This window comes from Erwinia tracheiphila (assembly GCF_021365465.1).
GTDB classification, from domain to species: Bacteria; Pseudomonadota; Gammaproteobacteria; order Enterobacterales; family Enterobacteriaceae; genus Erwinia; species Erwinia tracheiphila.
Window position 1 is genome coordinate 3973754 of record NZ_CP089932.1, and the last position, 16656, is coordinate 3990409.

The 16656-nt window shown below is 50.7% G+C and carries 14 protein-coding genes and 2 pseudogenes; 7 read left to right on the top strand and 9 right to left on the bottom strand.

Translation table 11 applies throughout. From position 1 onward, the window contains the following. The 6 genes from sctS (at window position 1) to LU633_RS20770 (ending at window position 4071) form a co-directional block, all read left to right on the top strand. Window positions 1–261 carry a type III secretion system export apparatus subunit SctS gene (gene sctS, locus LU633_RS20745; protein WP_016191006.1) on the top strand — a complete coding sequence of 87 codons (261 nt, stop codon included), beginning with the start codon at window positions 1–3 and terminating at the stop codon, window positions 259–261. Window position 262: 1 nt separating this feature from the next. Then, window positions 263–1060 carry a type III secretion system export apparatus subunit SctT gene (sctT, locus tag LU633_RS20750; RefSeq protein WP_016191005.1) on the top strand — a complete coding sequence of 266 codons (798 nt, stop codon included), beginning with the start codon at window positions 263–265 and terminating at the stop codon, window positions 1058–1060. After that, window positions 1060–2142 (top strand): type III secretion system export apparatus subunit SctU, encoded by a 1083-nt coding sequence (gene sctU, locus LU633_RS20755; RefSeq protein WP_016191004.1) that lies wholly within the window; start codon window positions 1060–1062, stop codon window positions 2140–2142. Before sctT ends, sctU begins: the two co-directional genes overlap by 1 nt. Before the next feature lie 103 nt (window positions 2143–2245). Further along, on the top strand, window positions 2246–2695 hold the full coding sequence (locus LU633_RS20760; RefSeq protein ID WP_016191003.1) for a GNAT family N-acetyltransferase: 450 nt from the start codon (window positions 2246–2248) through the stop codon (window positions 2693–2695). 321 nt (window positions 2696–3016) lie between these two features. Further along, window positions 3017–3400 (top strand): acyl-CoA thioesterase, encoded by a 384-nt coding sequence (locus LU633_RS20765; RefSeq protein WP_016191002.1) that lies wholly within the window; start codon window positions 3017–3019, stop codon window positions 3398–3400. A 341-nt stretch (window positions 3401–3741) separates the two neighbouring features. Next, window positions 3742–4071 carry a hypothetical protein gene (locus LU633_RS20770; protein ID WP_016191001.1) on the top strand — a complete coding sequence of 110 codons (330 nt, stop codon included), beginning with the start codon at window positions 3742–3744 and terminating at the stop codon, window positions 4069–4071. An 87-nt stretch (window positions 4072–4158) separates the two neighbouring features. Here LU633_RS20770 and LU633_RS20775 read toward each other — a convergent pair whose 3' ends face one another. Beyond that, entirely contained in the window at window positions 4159–6534 is a 2376-nt protein-coding gene (locus tag LU633_RS20775; protein ID WP_040465571.1) for a type III effector HrpK domain-containing protein, read from the bottom strand. 508 nt (window positions 6535–7042) lie between these two features. On the opposite strand from LU633_RS20775, the pseudogene LU633_RS20780 reads away from it, so the two are divergent. Further along, window positions 7043–8154 (top strand): annotated as a pseudogene (locus LU633_RS20780) (diguanylate phosphodiesterase). Window positions 8155–8204: 50 nt separating this feature from the next. On the opposite strand, the pseudogene LU633_RS20785 reads toward LU633_RS20780, so the two are convergent. The 8 genes and pseudogenes from LU633_RS20785 to aceF form a co-directional block, all read right to left on the bottom strand. Next, window positions 8205–9244, bottom strand: a pseudogene (locus LU633_RS20785) (helix-turn-helix domain-containing protein). 239 nt (window positions 9245–9483) lie between these two features. Next, window positions 9484–9744, bottom strand: a complete 261-nt coding sequence (locus tag LU633_RS20790; RefSeq protein ID WP_157275228.1) for a biofilm development regulator YmgB/AriR family protein — start codon at window positions 9742–9744, stop codon at window positions 9484–9486. Between the two features lie 60 nt (window positions 9745–9804). Further along, window positions 9805–10083, bottom strand: coding sequence for a hypothetical protein (locus LU633_RS20795; RefSeq protein ID WP_016190997.1), 279 nt, complete (start codon window positions 10081–10083; stop codon window positions 9805–9807). A 61-nt stretch (window positions 10084–10144) separates the two neighbouring features. Continuing rightward, complete coding sequence (ycgZ, locus tag LU633_RS20800; protein WP_016190996.1) at window positions 10145–10384, bottom strand: regulatory protein YcgZ; 240 nt, start codon at window positions 10382–10384, stop codon at window positions 10145–10147. Between the two features lie 980 nt (window positions 10385–11364). Next, complete coding sequence (tnpA, locus tag LU633_RS20805; RefSeq protein WP_016190995.1) at window positions 11365–11781, bottom strand: IS200/IS605 family transposase; 417 nt, start codon at window positions 11779–11781, stop codon at window positions 11365–11367. A 145-nt stretch (window positions 11782–11926) separates the two neighbouring features. Continuing rightward, the gene (locus LU633_RS20810; protein WP_046371900.1) at window positions 11927–13249 is read right to left on the bottom strand and encodes an IS4 family transposase; all 1323 of its coding nucleotides are present in this window, start codon (window positions 13247–13249) and stop codon (window positions 11927–11929) included. Window positions 13250–13402: 153 nt separating this feature from the next. Then, window positions 13403–14827: a dihydrolipoyl dehydrogenase gene (gene lpdA, locus LU633_RS20815; RefSeq protein WP_016190993.1), complete on the bottom strand. Its 1425-nt coding sequence runs from the start codon at window positions 14825–14827 to the stop codon at window positions 13403–13405. Window positions 14828–15003: 176 nt separating this feature from the next. Further along, window positions 15004–16656: a pyruvate dehydrogenase complex dihydrolipoyllysine-residue acetyltransferase gene (aceF, locus tag LU633_RS20820; protein WP_016190992.1), complete on the bottom strand. Its 1653-nt coding sequence runs from the start codon at window positions 16654–16656 to the stop codon at window positions 15004–15006.

Genomic DNA, 16656 nt, shown 5'->3' on the forward strand with positions numbered 1-16656 from the left:
ATGGAAATAATGAATCTGTTTAAACAGGCCATGTTGTTGGTGGTGCTGCTCTCAGCACCACCGCTGCTGGTGGCGGTGATTGTCGGGGTGCTGGTGTCGCTGTTACAGGCGGTAATGCAGTTGCAGGATCAAACGTTGCCGTTTGCAATCAAACTGGTGGCAGTAGGTATTGCGCTGGCGCTCAGTGGCCGCTGGATCGGCGTTGAACTAATTGAACTGGCACAGCAGGCTTTCACCATGATCCCACAAACCGGAGCATAATATGGCGACTGATGCCGCTCACACCCTTTATCAGTACCTGTTCGCGCTGACGCTGGGTGTGGCACGCATTTATCCCTGCCTGATCCTTGTCCCGGTGTTTTCATTCAATATTCTCAAAGGCATGGTGCGTACCGGCGTGGTGCTGGCACTGGCGCTGATGCCCGCGCTGGGCCTGCAGGTCCAGTTGGCCGTACAGATGCCGGACTGGCCACAACTGATTGGCCTGATTCTGAAAGAAGTGGTGATCGGCACCCTGCTGGGGCTGATAATGGCTATGCCGTTCTGGCTGTTTCAATCTGTCGGCGCACTGTTCGACAACCAGCGCGGCGCACTGATTGGCGGCCAGTTGAATCCGGCGCTGGGCAGTGACGTGACACCGCTCGGCCTGTTGCTACAGCAAACACTGATCATGCTGCTGATTCTGACACTGGGCCTGGGCGGCGTGACGCAGATTATCTGGGACAGCTATCGCATCTGGCCGATCATGCAGTGGCTGCCGCTACCCCATGAAGAAGGTTTACAGCAATATCTGGCACTGCTGACAGACACCTTCACCCATATTATTATTTACGCCGGACCGCTGGTGGCACTGCTGCTGCTGCTCGATTTCAGTATCGCCGTGCTAAGTCTTTACAGCCCGCAATTGCAGGCGTTTGTACTTTCCGTACCGGCAAAATGCCTGGTTGGCCTGCTGTTTTTTGTGCTTTATATTCCGACGTTGAACGACCTGGGAGAGGGGCGTTTGCACCTGCTACCGGACCTGAGCAAACTGATGGCACTGATACTGGGAGGTCACTAATGGCGGAAAAAACGGAAAAACCCACGGAGCAAAAGCTTCAGGACGCACGCCGAAAAGGTCAGGTTTCGCAAAGTCAGGATGTGCCTAAACTGTTTATTTGTGCCGGCATAGTTGAGATGGTGCTAACGCTGGATGATGTGGGAATGCAGAAGCTGCAGGCGCTGATGATGCTACCGCTGGCGCGTATTAGCCAGCCCTTTGAGCTGGCTGCGAATGAAGTGGTCGGCAGTGCACTCACCCTGGTGGCAACCTTTTGCGGGGTGACGGTGTCGCTGGCTGCGCTGCTGCGTATTATCGGCGGCTGGATACAGTATGGTCCCCTTTTCGCGCCCGAGGCGCTGAAGCCTGATTTCAATCGTTTGGACCCTATTAACCAGTTTAAGCAGATGTTTTCGGTCAAAAAACTGACCGATATGCTTAACAGCATTCTTAAAGCCGCCGCCATCTGTACCATTTTTTATCTGGTGATGACGCCGGATCTTGAGTCCCTTGCGCGCCTCTCCTATGGCGATTTGGACAGCTTCTGGCCGGCGGTGGAAGTAATACTGACCCGTGTCTCCCGCCAGACTCTGCTGACCCTGCTGGTGTTAACCATGCTGGATTTCGGGCTGCAGAAATACTTTTTCATCAAGCAGCAGCGGATGAGTCATCAGGATATTCGCGACGAGCATAAGCAGTCCGAGGGCGATCCCCATATGAAAGGTCACCGCAAGGCCCTCGCCCATGAGTTACTCAATGAGCCGGTCAAAGCGGTGAAGAGCAAACCCGTGGAAGAGGCCGATTTGCTGCTGGTTAACCCAACGCACTATGCGGTGGCGCTCTATTATCGACCGGAGTTAACCCCACTGCCACGCATTATCTGTAAGGGAGAGGACAAGGAAGCCAAAGAACTAATTACCCGTGCGCAAAAAGCCAATATTCCAGTGATCCGCTTTATCTGGCTGGCACGAACGCTTTATCGCTCACAGGAAGGGCAAATGATCCCCCGTCATACGTTGCAGGCGGTGGCGCAGGTTTATCGGGTCCTGCGCGAGCTCGACGATCAAATACTTGATGAAGTGATTGAGCTGGAAGCCGAATAGCGGGAACTTTCGTGCAGCCTGAACCACATAAATTCTGAAGTGTTGCCAGATCCCCATATCTGTTGAGGTCTGTCTACAGAATGACCTGCAAGGAATTGTGCCGATGAACTTGATTATAACCGCCACACCTGACCCCGACGATGTGAATCATATTCGCAAAAAAATGATGGCGTTTAATGCACAATATGTTGATGTTACCGAAATCAAAAACATGTCCGTGTTTATGGATGATAAAGAAGGCAATAAAATCGCGGGGCTACTCGGCATCACCTGGGGAAACTGGATGCATATTCATTTTCTGTGGGTGGAAGAAACGTTGCGTGGCAGTGGGCACGGTGCCAAAGTGCTTCACGCCGCCGAGCAGGAGGCCATCGTTCGTGGCTGCCGCAGTGTGTGTGTGGATACCTTTAGTTTTCAGGCGCGGGAATTTTATGAGAAACAGGGTTACCGCCTGCAAATGACGCTGGAACAGATACCGCTGCATCATCGTCAGCATTATCTGATCAAGCAGCTGGAGCCTTCTCCCCTTCTAATCAGTGAAGCAAGCAATTAAAGTTGCAGCTCCGTGCGTATTATTGAGTTAAGCCGCTGAAGCCAGTTCTCCTGTTTCTTTATAAAAGCAGTGAAGCAGTTAAAACAGGGTCAAATTCATGACGGCGGAAACACTTATGCACCGTTAACGCCGCAGAAATTGATTGCCGTATCACGACGATCTCCTGCGTTTCCTGGCTGCCCTGACATTGAAAATGACAGGCCGATAATGATTTACTATAACGCTTCAGTATATCCATTTGGGGTGCCGTTTTTTTATACTACAGACCCCGGTAAAAGGGCAAATCAAACAGCCTGATGTTGCGGGCTTTAAGGAAAAAGTATGTTTTGCAAACACTATGATGTTGACCCAAATCATGTCGATTTTCAGGGCGTGGTCGATGGGCTGTATTATCCTTTCTATTTTGAATGGGCACGTCATGCTTATATGGCAGAAGCGTTAGGGCTGGATCTTGAAGAAGAGTTTAAACAGGGACGCGTTCATATGCTGCTGGAATATACTCTGCGCTTTAAAAAAAGCCTTAAAGTCGGTGATAAGATGATCGTTACCTGTCAACCTGTGAAAAATGAAAAACGCAGCCGGGTTAATTTTTTCCAGCAGATAATAGTGAATGAGGTGGTCTTTGCCGAGGCAACCTTCACCGCCACCTGCCTCACGCATGGTCGTCCCGGCGTGCCTGCCAGCCTCGCTGCTCTCCTTGACTAATTCGCTGTTTTGCAGGTGCCGCGGCACCTGTTTTTACGGGTTACATAACAGAGTTAACGATATCACCCTGTCAGACGCGCGGTTTAACATTAACCTGCACGGGCATAGCTGGCCATTCCGTCACTGACCTTATTGGTTATGTGCGGGAAACAGTATGGGTATTATTTAGCGTTTTTTTATTTTTTAAATAGCCATTTGATATAAAGTGCCATACCGATGATTGAGAAAAAGCTATATATTCACAGGAGCCTAATAATATTTATTCTGTTCTGCCTGCCAGTGCCTTTCCCACACCAGAAACCACCGCTCCTTTAACCAAAATAGAATACAGAGACTCTGTTATGAAGATTATTACCTTTGCTCGCGCCTTTCTCTTTCATAGCACTGCCGCTGCAGCCAAACGGGCATCTTCTGATAAAAAATATGCGCCTTTTGCAGAAAAAATCATTTCCGCTAAGAAAAATCTCACTAATACCCGAATAAAGAAATATGACAGTTTGTTGGAGACAGTTAAAAAAATCAAACTTGCCGATTATAATGGCACTGGCGACACCGTCACTCACGTAGCCAGCAAAAACTGTCATGCCGCTGTGTTAGAAGAAATTAAAGTCCAGCTTGCCGGGCAGCCGGCTAAAATTAACAATGCTCAGAGCACACATCGTCTTATCTGACAGAGTAGTCTTTAAAGCAAAACGCTATAATAATGGGCTTTGCCGTTCAAATACCAGGGGGATGTTTCCCCCTGGTAGAAATGAATGTTAATGCGCTTTAGGAATACCGAACTGATCCAGTACCGGGTCAACATTGTGATCAAAGCGCTTTTGTTCTTTATGTTTATTAACCGCATCGACAATCGCGCTGATACCAAAACCAATCGCCAGCGCACCGTCAATAAACCAACCAACCGGTCCCGCCGCCGCGCCGATGGCACTGGCCGCTGCCATGGCCGTACCTTCTCCGGCAACCATGCCAACGGCACGTCCCGCCGTCATGCCGACCAAGCGTCCGAAGCTGGCTGTCGCCTCACGCCCGGTGCTTTTTAACGTGGTGTCCACAACGAATTTGGTCAGTTCACTCCCACCACGTACGCCATCGTAAATCGCTTTCGCGGCAGCGGCTTTTTGACCGTGCGCGAGCATGCTTGAAACAGAGAACAGTCCCGCAACGCCTGCCGCACTGCCCATGCCGGTTTTCATCAGCCCTTTCATACCGACTGCCGATCCATCTTTGTTCAACGTCTTGTTAAGGGACTCCAGCATCTCTTTACCGCTCATTTTTTTCACATCGCCAGACAGCAGCCCCGACTGTTTAAGGGTTTTCAGCATCTCCACCCCTCTTTTACCAACCTTCAGCGCATCCATTACTGCCGCAGTGTAGCCGTCCTGCGCCACTGAGGTAACTTCTTTCGGCAGCACCGATTCATAAAGCGATTTTTTCATGTCGGACAGCGACAGAATTTGCAGCGCGTCCGCGTGCTTGCCTTTGATGTTGTCTTTCACATACCCCCCTTCAGCAATTTGTTGCTGCCAGGCGGTGGTCAGCTGCTGCCTTAATGCAGGCTGTTTGTCGACAACTTCTTTTGCTGTCGGCACACTATCGCCGCGCAATACATGCTGCAGGTTGAGTTCGTCATTCAACCCCCCGATCGCATCGCTATAGTCCGGAGCGGATTTTTTATCCTTTTTCCCGGCCTGCAAACGCTGCATATCATCACTGAGGGTTTTACCGGAGGCGACCTCTCCATATCGTTTATCCATCGCCTGACGCAGCCCCTTATCACCGTTAATCAGCGAGCGGGTCTGTGCTGGCACCGCTTTGTTCAGGTAACTTTTAACGTCCGTGTCGTTTTGTAACTGGTCGATTTTCTCGTTCAGGGCCTGTTCCGTTTTTTGTGTTTTGCGCAGACGGTGCCCGGCCTGTACCGATGTCAGCGTCTGTTGCAGTTTCACCATTACCGCCGCTTTTTCTGCTCCGCTGTAATTTTCAGGATGCGCGAAGACATCTTTATTCAGGCGGCTGGTGTCAACATTCGCGGTGGCATTGACCAGCGAGGCATGACCGATCAGGCGGGCAAAGGAACCACCGTCAGTGGGCGCCTGCTTTTTAATCCAGTCGTCGATATTCTTCGTGCTGAAACGCTTGTCGGGGCCATGTTCCGCCAGCTTTTTACCGGTGACGCCGCCCTGATCAAGCTCGCCAAGCAGACCCGGCGTCGAAAAACTGCTGGCAGCCTGTCGCAGTGACCCCGCCAGTCCCTGATTTTTTTTTACCAGGTTGTTGAGATCGTCCAGCGACATATCCCTTCCCGCTTTGCCATTTTCAAGTCCGGCAAACCGCAATACCGGCGCATTGGCACGCAGTATGGCCGCCTCGGTCACCATCTGAAGAGATCCCTCATCTGCGTTCGGATTCTTTTTCATGTAGTTCGAGATATCTTTATCCGCCGCGTCCCGCGCTTTGTTCATACGCGAAATAAAGCCTTTGTAGTCGCCTTTAGTGACTTTCCCATCGGGATTATCGCCGTGTTTACCGGCATCGATAGCATTCTTCAACGCCGGGTTCGCATTGATGTATGCCTGTGCACGCTGCGCATTCGGACCGCCATCCAGCACCATCTTCGCCGCCGCCATCGGGCGATTAAGTTCTTTTTCCGCCTGTAAGCGCTGGTCAGCAGGCAGGTTCGCAACCATCGGTTCCCATTTTTTTAATTTGTCAGGCGAGGAATAGGGCGAGTTATCAAGAAAATCACCTGAGTGATCGGCAGCTGCTGTCTTATAAGAAGCCGGGGCCCCCGCCGGTGCAGAGGTTGATTCTGTCAGGCTGAGGATGCCGGATGCCGTGCCTGCCTGGCGGGTTTGAGTTGTTGCGCCAGAATTGCAGCTCTGCAGCGATGTTTTGGTACCCGTCGGGAGTTTCGTTGCATCCCCTGTTTGCGAAACCATCATTTGCGAAATAGTTCTGAAAAAGCCAGTTAGCATCGCCGCAACCATTACCTCCTGCTGCTGGCTGGATGACATATCAAACTGGATATTCTGCCCTGATGCAGGCGTCTTTGCCACCGTCTGCGTCGTGGCGGTTTCAGGCGAGATAAGTGAATTTTGGTTTAGAGATGATGGTATTGACGAAATGCGCATACTGATTTCCCCTAATAAAAAACCGTCGCTAAAAGCAAAAAAAGATTTCTTTCCATTGGTTATGTTACCGCCTGTGAAAATGGGTTCCAATTTATGCCTCATTTAGCAATTTATGACACTTTATGCTGTACTGGAGGTAAATTTAGGTTTTAATAACCAACCTGTTCAGGCGCTGGCCAGCATTGACGTCATATCGTGGGAACGCGTCTGGGTGTACGGACACGCCGCAAAGATAAGGGGGTATGTAAATTAATATGAAGATGCTTTATTAATTTTTATTGTTTTAGCCCTGACAACGTTATTTGATTCTTTATTTTTCAATATCCATCTGATTTATTGCGTACGGTAAATAATAATGACTTCAAAACATTATTTATTTAATCTTATAGACAGCGTTTTTTAGGGATATAAAACCTGCGTCTTTTCACCTTTTTATTTGCCTTATGCGACATTTTATTACCATCTACAAATGTTTTATGTACCCACGCCAGAGTAACCGGTTCCACAGATGCTGACCACCATCATTTATCGCCGCCACATTTCTGGCTTTGTTCCCACCAAGGCACTTTCCGGGATGGTTGAGGCGGCAAGCCTGTTTAACGCGTCATATGACGTGACAGGCATTCTTTTATTTAATGGCACACATTTTTTCAGCTGCCCTAAGGCCCGGAGCAAGGTGTTCTCACTGTTTATCAACATATTTGTCAGGATCGCCGCCACCACAACGTTGTGGAGCTGATGCGCGACTATGCTCTCTTCCGCCGGTTCGGTAATACCGGAATGGAACTGTTTGATTTACGTGAACACGATCTCTCGTTGGTGCTTCAGGCCGTGCCTGATAAAGGCACGTCGAAATATCAGCTTATTTATGATGACCACGCACTGAAGTTCTTGCGCGCCTTTGTCGAATCACGCGAGAAAGAAAATTATTATGAAGTCCAGCCTGCCGGGATGTGGGAGTTCATCACTGACACCTGCGGCTTGCGTTGCCCGGAAGGAAAAACATCGCTTTGCGACCTGTTATTGACCCGATGGCCCGGCTGGTTACCGCCATCGAAGTTTTCCTGCTTCCGTCTGGCGGTAAAGCCGATATCGCCGCGTTTCGTGCGGCAATTATTGAAGCAGCTAACGTATGCGCACCCGCAATGACGCTTCAGATTAGCGGACTACCCGTGGCTGTGCTGATGATGGACGATGCGGTACGCATGATAGTCTCAGAAATCGTTGCCGCCGGACTGGTTACTGAACAGGTAGTGATTGGCGTAAGTGAAACAGACGTTATCACCCAGCTGGATAAGTTTTCCGAGGCTGTTCACGCATTGAAAGCAGCAGATATCAGCCTGTCACTTGATGACTTTGTCCGTGGTTCTGCCGGGCTATCGCTGTTAACCCGCATTCAGCCTGATCGCATCAGGATTGATGCCAGTATCTCCTCACAGGTTGACCGAAGTGGTCCGGCCAGGCCGTGGTGCAGGCGATTATCAAATGCTGTTCTGCACTTGAAATTCTGGTGATGGTAACGGGTATTGCCAGGGCAGAAGAGTGGCTGGTGGCGTTATACATTTTCAGGGCAAACTTTTTACGCCTGAAAAGAAAAAGAATAAGCATAACCTGTATTAGCTCAGACCTGATCTGACCGTTACCGGTTATTTATACAGGTGTCTGTCGGATTACATCCGGTTCAGATCCTTTTCTGCACAGACACGTTTTCCATCAGGTAACCTGGCCACTGGCGTTCGCCCGCCGCACATTTTCCCCTGATGAGTCCGCTCATTATTGTCATGCCACAATCCGTTGTCCGGATCCATTTGCAGGCTCTCCCGCTCCCCATATGACTTCTTGCGGAACGTGACCTGATAAAAATCCTGCAAAATCGTTTTATGGAAGCGCTCACCGATGCCGTTGGTCTGTGGGGACATCGCCTTCGTTTTTGTATGGGCGATATCGTTGATGGCCAGATAAAGCTGGTAATCATGCTGCTCCACCTTACCACAGTACTCCGTTCCCCTGTCGGTCAGTCTTCTCAGCACCGGCAGCCCCTGAGCCTCACAGAACGGCAGTACCCGATCATTTAGCAGGCCGGCGGCGGTGTTCGGCGTTTTACTCGTATACCGCTTGCAGTGCGCCACTTTCGGGTACGTATCCACGAACGTCTGCGGGCAGATACGGCCCACACCTTTCAGATCGCCAGCACAGAAGGTGTCCTGCGACCCGGGATAGCCCGGGTGAGCGGTCTCGATTTCGCCGCTGGCCTCATCATCATGCGCCTTTTTCTCCAGCGCGGCGATTGGGGCACCGGTAAGCACGATACCTTCTCTGGCGAACTTTTCCTCAGGTGCCTTCAGGCGTTTACGGAAGCTCTCCAGGTCGTGTCGCTGCCATATGGCGCGCACGCCGCTGCCGGAGGTAAACACGCCTTTTTTACGCAGCTCATCACTGGTCCTGTGCTGCCCGGGGGCCGGGAACTCAACGGCGTACTCAACAACCGCGCGTTCAGTGGCTTCGTCGGCGCGGTTCGTCAGGTTGGGAACCCGGCGGTTCTGGTTAACCAGCGCGTCAATGCCGCCTTCTTCGTCAGCTCCTGATAACGGTAGAAGGTGTCGCGTGACACGCCCGTGCTCTTGCAGGCTGTTGAGACGTTACCGGGTTATTCGGCGAGATTGAGCAGGCCGGCTTTGTGTTTGATGATGGGATTGTGAGTATGGAGCATGAGGGTGACCTCGCGTTTTGTTTAAGGTTTCGACACCCATATCAAAACCTGTAACTCTCAATCTTTCAGGGTCCGGTGTCAGATTACGTCGCGACTAATACACATAAGCAATCAATTGCGTGGCCAGAATACCGCGACTGTTTTTAACAGCTAACACCTGTTGGGCAACTTATGCCACATCTGGCCGAACGCCAGCTCCCTTTACGCGAGCTTAATCGCGTAAAAAACGAAAGCTTTCGTCACCGCATTTTTATGTGCTTATCCTGTGAACACCCTACGACCAGCTTCAGACAGCTTCTGAGCAGGTCCAGTTCATCGGGGTTGGTGGCGCTATCAAGTTCACCGATTAAAAAGATAATAAGGGCTTTGCTGGTAATACGCCCTTTTTCGGCCAGCAGGCCTTTAATAATCTTTCCAAGCACTTCTTTTTCAGCGGCGTATTGATCGTCCGCCGCCATAATGCAGGCGTAAATTTCTGTTCTTGTTGTTATCTGTTGCATGACTGTGTGTTTCTCAGAATAGGCCATTTATTCATAACCCGATCGTTATCTGATAAAGGATCAGTGTCTTGTCGGGCTGCCAGTCGCACCGGACAGGCGTAATATAGTGCCGGAATTATCCAAGCTGATGCTGCCGGAAGTACCACGCGAGGCCATCCCCGCCTTCACTTCCTTAATTGCCATTTCCACAATGCGCACTTCGACGTCACCGACATCCAGCGCTGCTCGCAGTTTCCCCAGTAGCGAACCCCATGAAATGGCCTCATCCCGTGCCAGCAACTCCATTACGGCTTCGCCGATGAGGATGTCACAGAGTTTGTCGTCGTCATTGTTTTTCATAACCTGTCTCTTAACGCATTCACACTGGCTACAAAAACGGGATCAAAACTTTACTGCCGAATTACTGACGGAAAAGCAGATTGAACAGTTCATGATAGTGCCGTTCTTCTTCAGGACCGGACGCCAGTTCAAAACGTTTTAGCAATTTACAGCAAATAGCCTTACGGTTAAGATTCTGTCCTGAACGTAAAATCTCAACCACGATAGCTCCCAATGTTTCCTGCTGTGACGGTAAGGAGACCTTGCTGAAGTAGGCAGCAATATCGCTGGAAGAGTTGGGCAAGCTGGATGTCTGGCGCATGAATGTTCCCAAGTTTGTTTGAAGCAATGTGTTTAATGTTGGTTAAAGTTATACAAATTTAGAAAAATTGCACAGAAATTTCTGAAAATTAATCACGTCATTAACTTCATCAGAAAAACCAATTAATAACAAAGCATTATCATACATTACAATCACAAGCCGTAATCAATTCCCCCCGTTTTATCCTGGTACAAAGTTATTTCTCGTAAGAGGATTCCATTGTTTTCCATTTTCTAGGGGCAATTTGAACGTTGCACACGCCCCGGAGCCCGGACAGCAGCGAATATTTTTTCCAAAAAACAGGGGTGCCTTGCCCGGTGCTTTCTCACCAACAAAGATAATCAGAGGGAATGTGCTTAATGACGCTTTCCTGTCAGCCCGGCAGGCTGTTAGTAGCCCCACAGAGGGCTACTAACAGCCTTAAAAAAATCTCTGTTCGTGTTGTAAAGTGCAAACCAATAAGGCAGAGTCAAACCTGTTGATGGGCGCGCCTGAAGACGTATTTTTGGGTGAGGAAGAATATTGACACCCGAACAATATAGTCAGTTTTTTATACCGACATCATCAGTCTGTCATTAAAAACAGCATACTAATTTTCTGCGGTGCCGCGCTAAAGACATCTACAGGAGCCAGAAAGGGCCTTAAAATACGCTCAGAGTCCATTACCGGCAGGTTATCAGACCAGATTAATGCACGTCGACAAGAATGCTTATCCGGCAGGGTTTTAATCTGAGAGCAAAAATTCGCCTTTACATAAGTCGCCCACCTCAGCAGCGAACTAAAGCATCCTCTGTCGTCAGCATTCAATCCAAAGACAATAAAGCAGAACCTGAATAGGTTGGTAACCACGTCCACGGAAGGGAGATTTTAATCTGGCAGTAAAAAACCACCTGCATAGCAGGTGGCATTGATTTCCCCCCACAGGGGCGCACTAAGTCCAGACTCAGAGAGCCTTCCCTTCACACTGCTTTCAGTGGAGGCTAGCTCTCTTCAACTTCATGTTTTTCCTGATACTTCACGTACTTTATTATCATTTCTTCGTTTATACCTACGGTATCGACACAATAACCTCTTGCCCAAAAATCATTCCCCCGCTGCTTGTTCTTACGCAGGCAGGGAAATTTACTGAACAATCGAAGGGCTGTTTTACCCTTTAAGTCGCCTGTTACATGGGAAATCGAAAGCCGTGGAGGCACTTTTACCCGCAAAGGGACATGGTCTGTCTGGTCATTCAGCTCCATTACTTCTATCCCGGGCTGCTCACCTGAGATCCTTATCTGCTTACAGACCTCTTTACCAACATTGTTCCTGAGGATGCGAAACCGGTACCTGGGTGTCCATACGATGTGATATTGACAACACCAGGGCACATGAGATGCTTTCTGGAATCTACTCATGGTTAAATCCCTGGTAGTTATGGGGATAACAGATTCGGATTTTCCCATGAGTAGCATGACTGGCAAAGCCAACTTATTGCTGACTACCTCCACAGGAGGTGGTGTTCATGCAGGGATAAAAAGGCTGCCCCCGGACTAATGCTGGTCACTTAAGGTGACCAGCAACCTTTTTATCCGGATATTTCCTGCTCTTTACCCTCAACTCTCTCGGGTAACTTCGCTCTCTTCTACCCGGTAACACAAGCCATTTCGCCTGTTCATACAGGGTTCTCAGTTCTCCCGGCATTTTTCCCGGCGAAGCCCAGGGCAGGGTTATCAGCATCCGGATTATTTCGCTTATCGCTCCACTGAAGCTCAGCTGGTAAGGCAGGTAATCTCCTTTCAGATGGAACGCCATCTGCACCATCTGATATCGCACCAGGTTATAAGCCAGCAGTACCCCCCATAGCTCCTGTCTCACCAGCTCCGGCAGGCGACTGCGTAATGTCCACCGGCTGTCCAGCATACCCTGCTTTGCTTCCCGGTAGCCCAGTTCTGTTTCCCAGCGGTGGCGATATAGCTCGCTGATATCTTTACCCGGATAGCGATTCGGGTCTGTCAGTGACGTCAGCACCTGCCTCTCTTTACCGTCTACCCTGCGGGTCAGCAGTCTTGCCACCATTTCTTCCGGGACCCCTGGCCATTGCTTCCTGGCTCGTGGACTGGTTTTCAGGCATATCAGTTCATCTCCACGCCCCAAACGGCGAACCACCTGATACTGTACGTGTTTTTTCAACGGCAACAACCAGTGACGGTGTTCTCCTGCTGTCTGCCAGTGATGAAGCAGACCCATCGAATAAAATCCCTTATCGAACAGGGTGATACTGTTATTCGGGGTTTTCTCCGTCAGGTGCTCAGCCAGCCGCATTTCACTGACTTTTTCACTGTCGAATGCACTGGCGGCGATCAGATGGCTGCTCAGCTCCATCAGACAAACCATTCGCACCTGAGGATAGCCGCCTTCGCCGTACTGGCTGCTGTGTTTACTGAAGACGGCTCTGTTTTCCGGCGTATCGGCGGTACGCCAGACCACGCCGTCGACAGCAAACAGATTCAGACCGTGCCATTTTGGATGTGCAGCCTGCTGATTCCAGTGCTGCTGTGTGATATCAAAAAGCTCCCGCACTGCATTTTCACCCAGAGTCTTACGGCGCTGAATGACAGCGCTGCGTGCGGTAAAAGGAGCTCCGGTCCGGTCAGTAATATCCATCAGATTGACGATTTCGGTCATCGGACGATCGCAAAAAATGGACATCCCAACGACAAGCCAAATCATGGATTCGAGGGAAAGTTTACGTTTACGCAAAGTAACGGTATCGGTCAGGGTGAGCGCCTGCTGAATAAGCTCGGGAGGAATAAGGTCGGCGAGACTACGGGCGCGCTCAGGAGTGGCGGCATTGATGATGCCGAGGGCCTGGGAAAGTTCCATTTAAAAAGGGTTCCATGATGAACATAGAACCCTTTTTACCGCATAAACCGGATCGGTCAACCGATCCTTAAATGATCGGCATTAGCCCCCGGACAGGTCGAATAATCAACTTTCCGGGAGCAGTTTCGTCAAAACGCGTCGATCTCTGCGGGGTTATTTCTTTTTCGCTTTCGCGTTTGGCAAATCGGTGATGCTGCCTTCGAAGATCTCTGCTGCCAGACCAACAGATTCGTGCAGCGTCGGGTGAGCATGGATAGTCAGCGCGATATCTTCGGCGTCACACCCCATCTCTATAGCCAGACCGATTTCACCCAGCAGCTCACCGCCGTTGGTACCGACAATGGCTCCGCCAATAACACGATGAGATTCTTTGTCGAAAATCAGTTTGGTCATGCCGTCTGCACAGTCGGAAGCGATAGCACGGCCGGACGCCGCCCATGGAAAGGTGGCTGTCTCGTAGCTGATGCCCTTCTCTTTCGCTTCTTTCTCGGTCAGACCAACCCAGGCCACTTCTGGCTCGGTGTAAGCAATGGATGGAATGACTTTCGGGTCAAAGTAGTGCTTCTTACCGGAGATCACTTCTGCCGCTACGTGGCCTTCATGTACCCCTTTGTGCGCCAGCATTGGCTGGCCAACAATATCGCCGATGGCATAGATGTGCGGCACGTTGGTACGCATCTGCTTGTCGACGCGGATAAAGCCACGGTCGTCAACTTCAACGCCAGCTTTACCAGCATCCAGATCTTTACCGTTTGGTACGCGGCCAATCGCCACCAGCACTGCGTCGTAACGCTGTGGTTCGGTTGGCGCTTTCTTGCCTTCCATCGTGACGTAAATACCGTCTGCTTTCGCTTCAACGACGGTCACTTTGGTTTCCAGCATCAGATTAAACTGCTTGCTGATACGTTTAGTGAATACTTTCACTACGTCTTTGTCAGCCGCCGGGATTACCTGGTCAAACATCTCAACCACGTCGATCTGAGAACCCAGCGCATGATATACAGTGCCCATTTCCAGGCCGATGATACCGCCGCCCATGACCAGAAGACGCTCAGGAACCTCTTTCAATTCCAGCGCATCGGTAGAGTCCCACACGCGGGGATCATCGTGTGGAATAAATGGCAGTTGAATCGGACGGGAGCCTGCAGCGATAATCGCGTTATCGAAGTTGATGGTGGTGGCACCATTTTCGCCTTCAACCACCAGGGTGTTCGCACCAGTGAATTTACCCAGGCCATTGACCACTTTCACTTTGCGGCCCTTGGCCATCCCCGCCAGACCACCGGTCAGCTGAGTGATGACTTTCTCTTTCCAGGTACGAATCTTGGTGATATCAGTCTGCGGCTTGCCAAACACGATACCGTGCTCTTCCAGCGCTTTGGCTTCTTCAATCACTTTCGCCACGTGCAGCAGCGCTTTGGAAGGGATACAACCCACGTTCAGGCAAACCCCACCCAGGGTGTTGAATCGTTCAACGATAACAGTCTCAAGACCCAAATCAGCAGCGCGGAAGGCTGCGGAATAGCCTGCGGGACCGGCCCCAAGTACCACGACCTGAGTTTTTATTTCAGTACTCATCATGACCTCTTAGTTAACTGGCAGATAGCCATCCACCGGTTCGTTTTCAGGGCAGGAGTTTACAGAATTGTTAATGGACTGCAAACTACCTGCTTATCCTGATCGCTCGTATCCTGATCCATATCAGATTAACGTCCTCGTTAATACGAGAAGGCCGACATAAGCCGGCCTTATTATTACATCACCAGACGGCGAATATCCGCCATGATAGTTGCAATGTATGCAGCAAAACGCGCACCCGCCGCACCATCGATCACCCGATGATCAAAAGAGAGTGACAACGGCAGCATCAGGCGTGGAACAAATTCTTTGCCATTCCAGATCGGCTCCATCGACGACCTGGATACACCGAGGATCGCCACTTCCGGCGCGTTGACGATAGGCGTAAAGGACGTCCCGCCGATGCCGCCAAGACTCGAGATGGTGAAACAGCCGCCCTGCATGTCGCCAGCGGTCAGCTTGCCATCACGGGCTTTCTTCGAAATCACCGAAAGTTCGTTAGACAGCTCAACGATACCTTTCTTGTTGACGTCTTTAAACACCGGAACCACCAGACCGTTTGGCGTATCAACCGCCACACCGATGTTGATGTATTTCTTCAGCGTCAGTTTCTGACCATCTTCAGACAGCGAACTGTTAAAACGTGGGAACTCTTCCAGCGCTTTAGCAACTGCCTTCATGATGAACACCAGTGGGGTGATCTTCAGATCCAGTTTCTTCTTCGCCGCTTCGTCGTTCTGCTGCTTACGGAAAGCTTCAACGTCAGTGATATCGGCTTTTTCGTGCTGCGTAACGTGCGGGATCGCCACCCAGTTACGACTCAGGTTAGCACCAGAGATTTTCTGGATACGACCCATTTCGACTTCTTCAATCTCACCGAACTTGCTGAAGTCAACTTTTGGCCAGGGCAGTATGCCAGGAAGTCCGCCACCGATCGCAGCGGCTGGCGCAGTCTCGGCACGCTTCACTGCATCTTTCACATAAGCCTGAACATCTTCTTTCAGGATGCGGCCTTTACGACCCGTGCCTTTCACCTTCGCCAGGTTCACGCCGAATTCGCGTGCCAGACGACGGATAACCGGCGTCGCGTGGACGTAAGCATCTTTCTCGGAGAAGTCGCCTTTAGATTCCGCTTTCGCCTGAGCCGGAGCGACTTCGACCTGTTTTGGCGCAGGATCCGCGCCTTCCACCTCAAACACCATAATCAGCGAGCCGGTGCTGACTTTGTCGCCGGTAGCGATCTTGATCTCTTTCACCGTGCCGGAGAAGGGTGCTGGCACTTCCATTGAGGCTTTATCGCCCTCAACGGTGACAAGCGACTGCTCGGCAGTCACTTTATCGCCCACTTTTACCATCACTTCGGTCACTTCGACTTCGTCACCGCCGATATCAGGAACTACAACATCTTTCGGGCCGCTGGCTGCTGCAGGAGCCGCCGCTCCTTCTTTCACTTGCGATTTGGCTTCAGACGCCGCTACGCCGGAACCTGCCGTTTCGAAGGCCATGACCAAGGAACCGGAGCTAACTTTGTCACCGCCAATGTCCGGCACGTTGACTTCTTTGCTTTCTGCTTTAGCAGGTGCAGGCGTTGCGCCTTCAGCGGATTCGAAAATCATAATAAGCGACCCGGTTTCCACTTTATCACCGGTGGCGATTTTAATCTCTTTCACCACGCCTGCTTCTGGTGAAGGGACTTCCATAGAGGCTTTGTCACCCTCCACGGTGAGCAGCGACTGTTCTGCTTCAACTTTGTCGCCAACCTCGACCAGGATCTCGGTGACTTCCACTCCATCTGCACCGATATCCGGTACCTTTATTTCGATAACCAT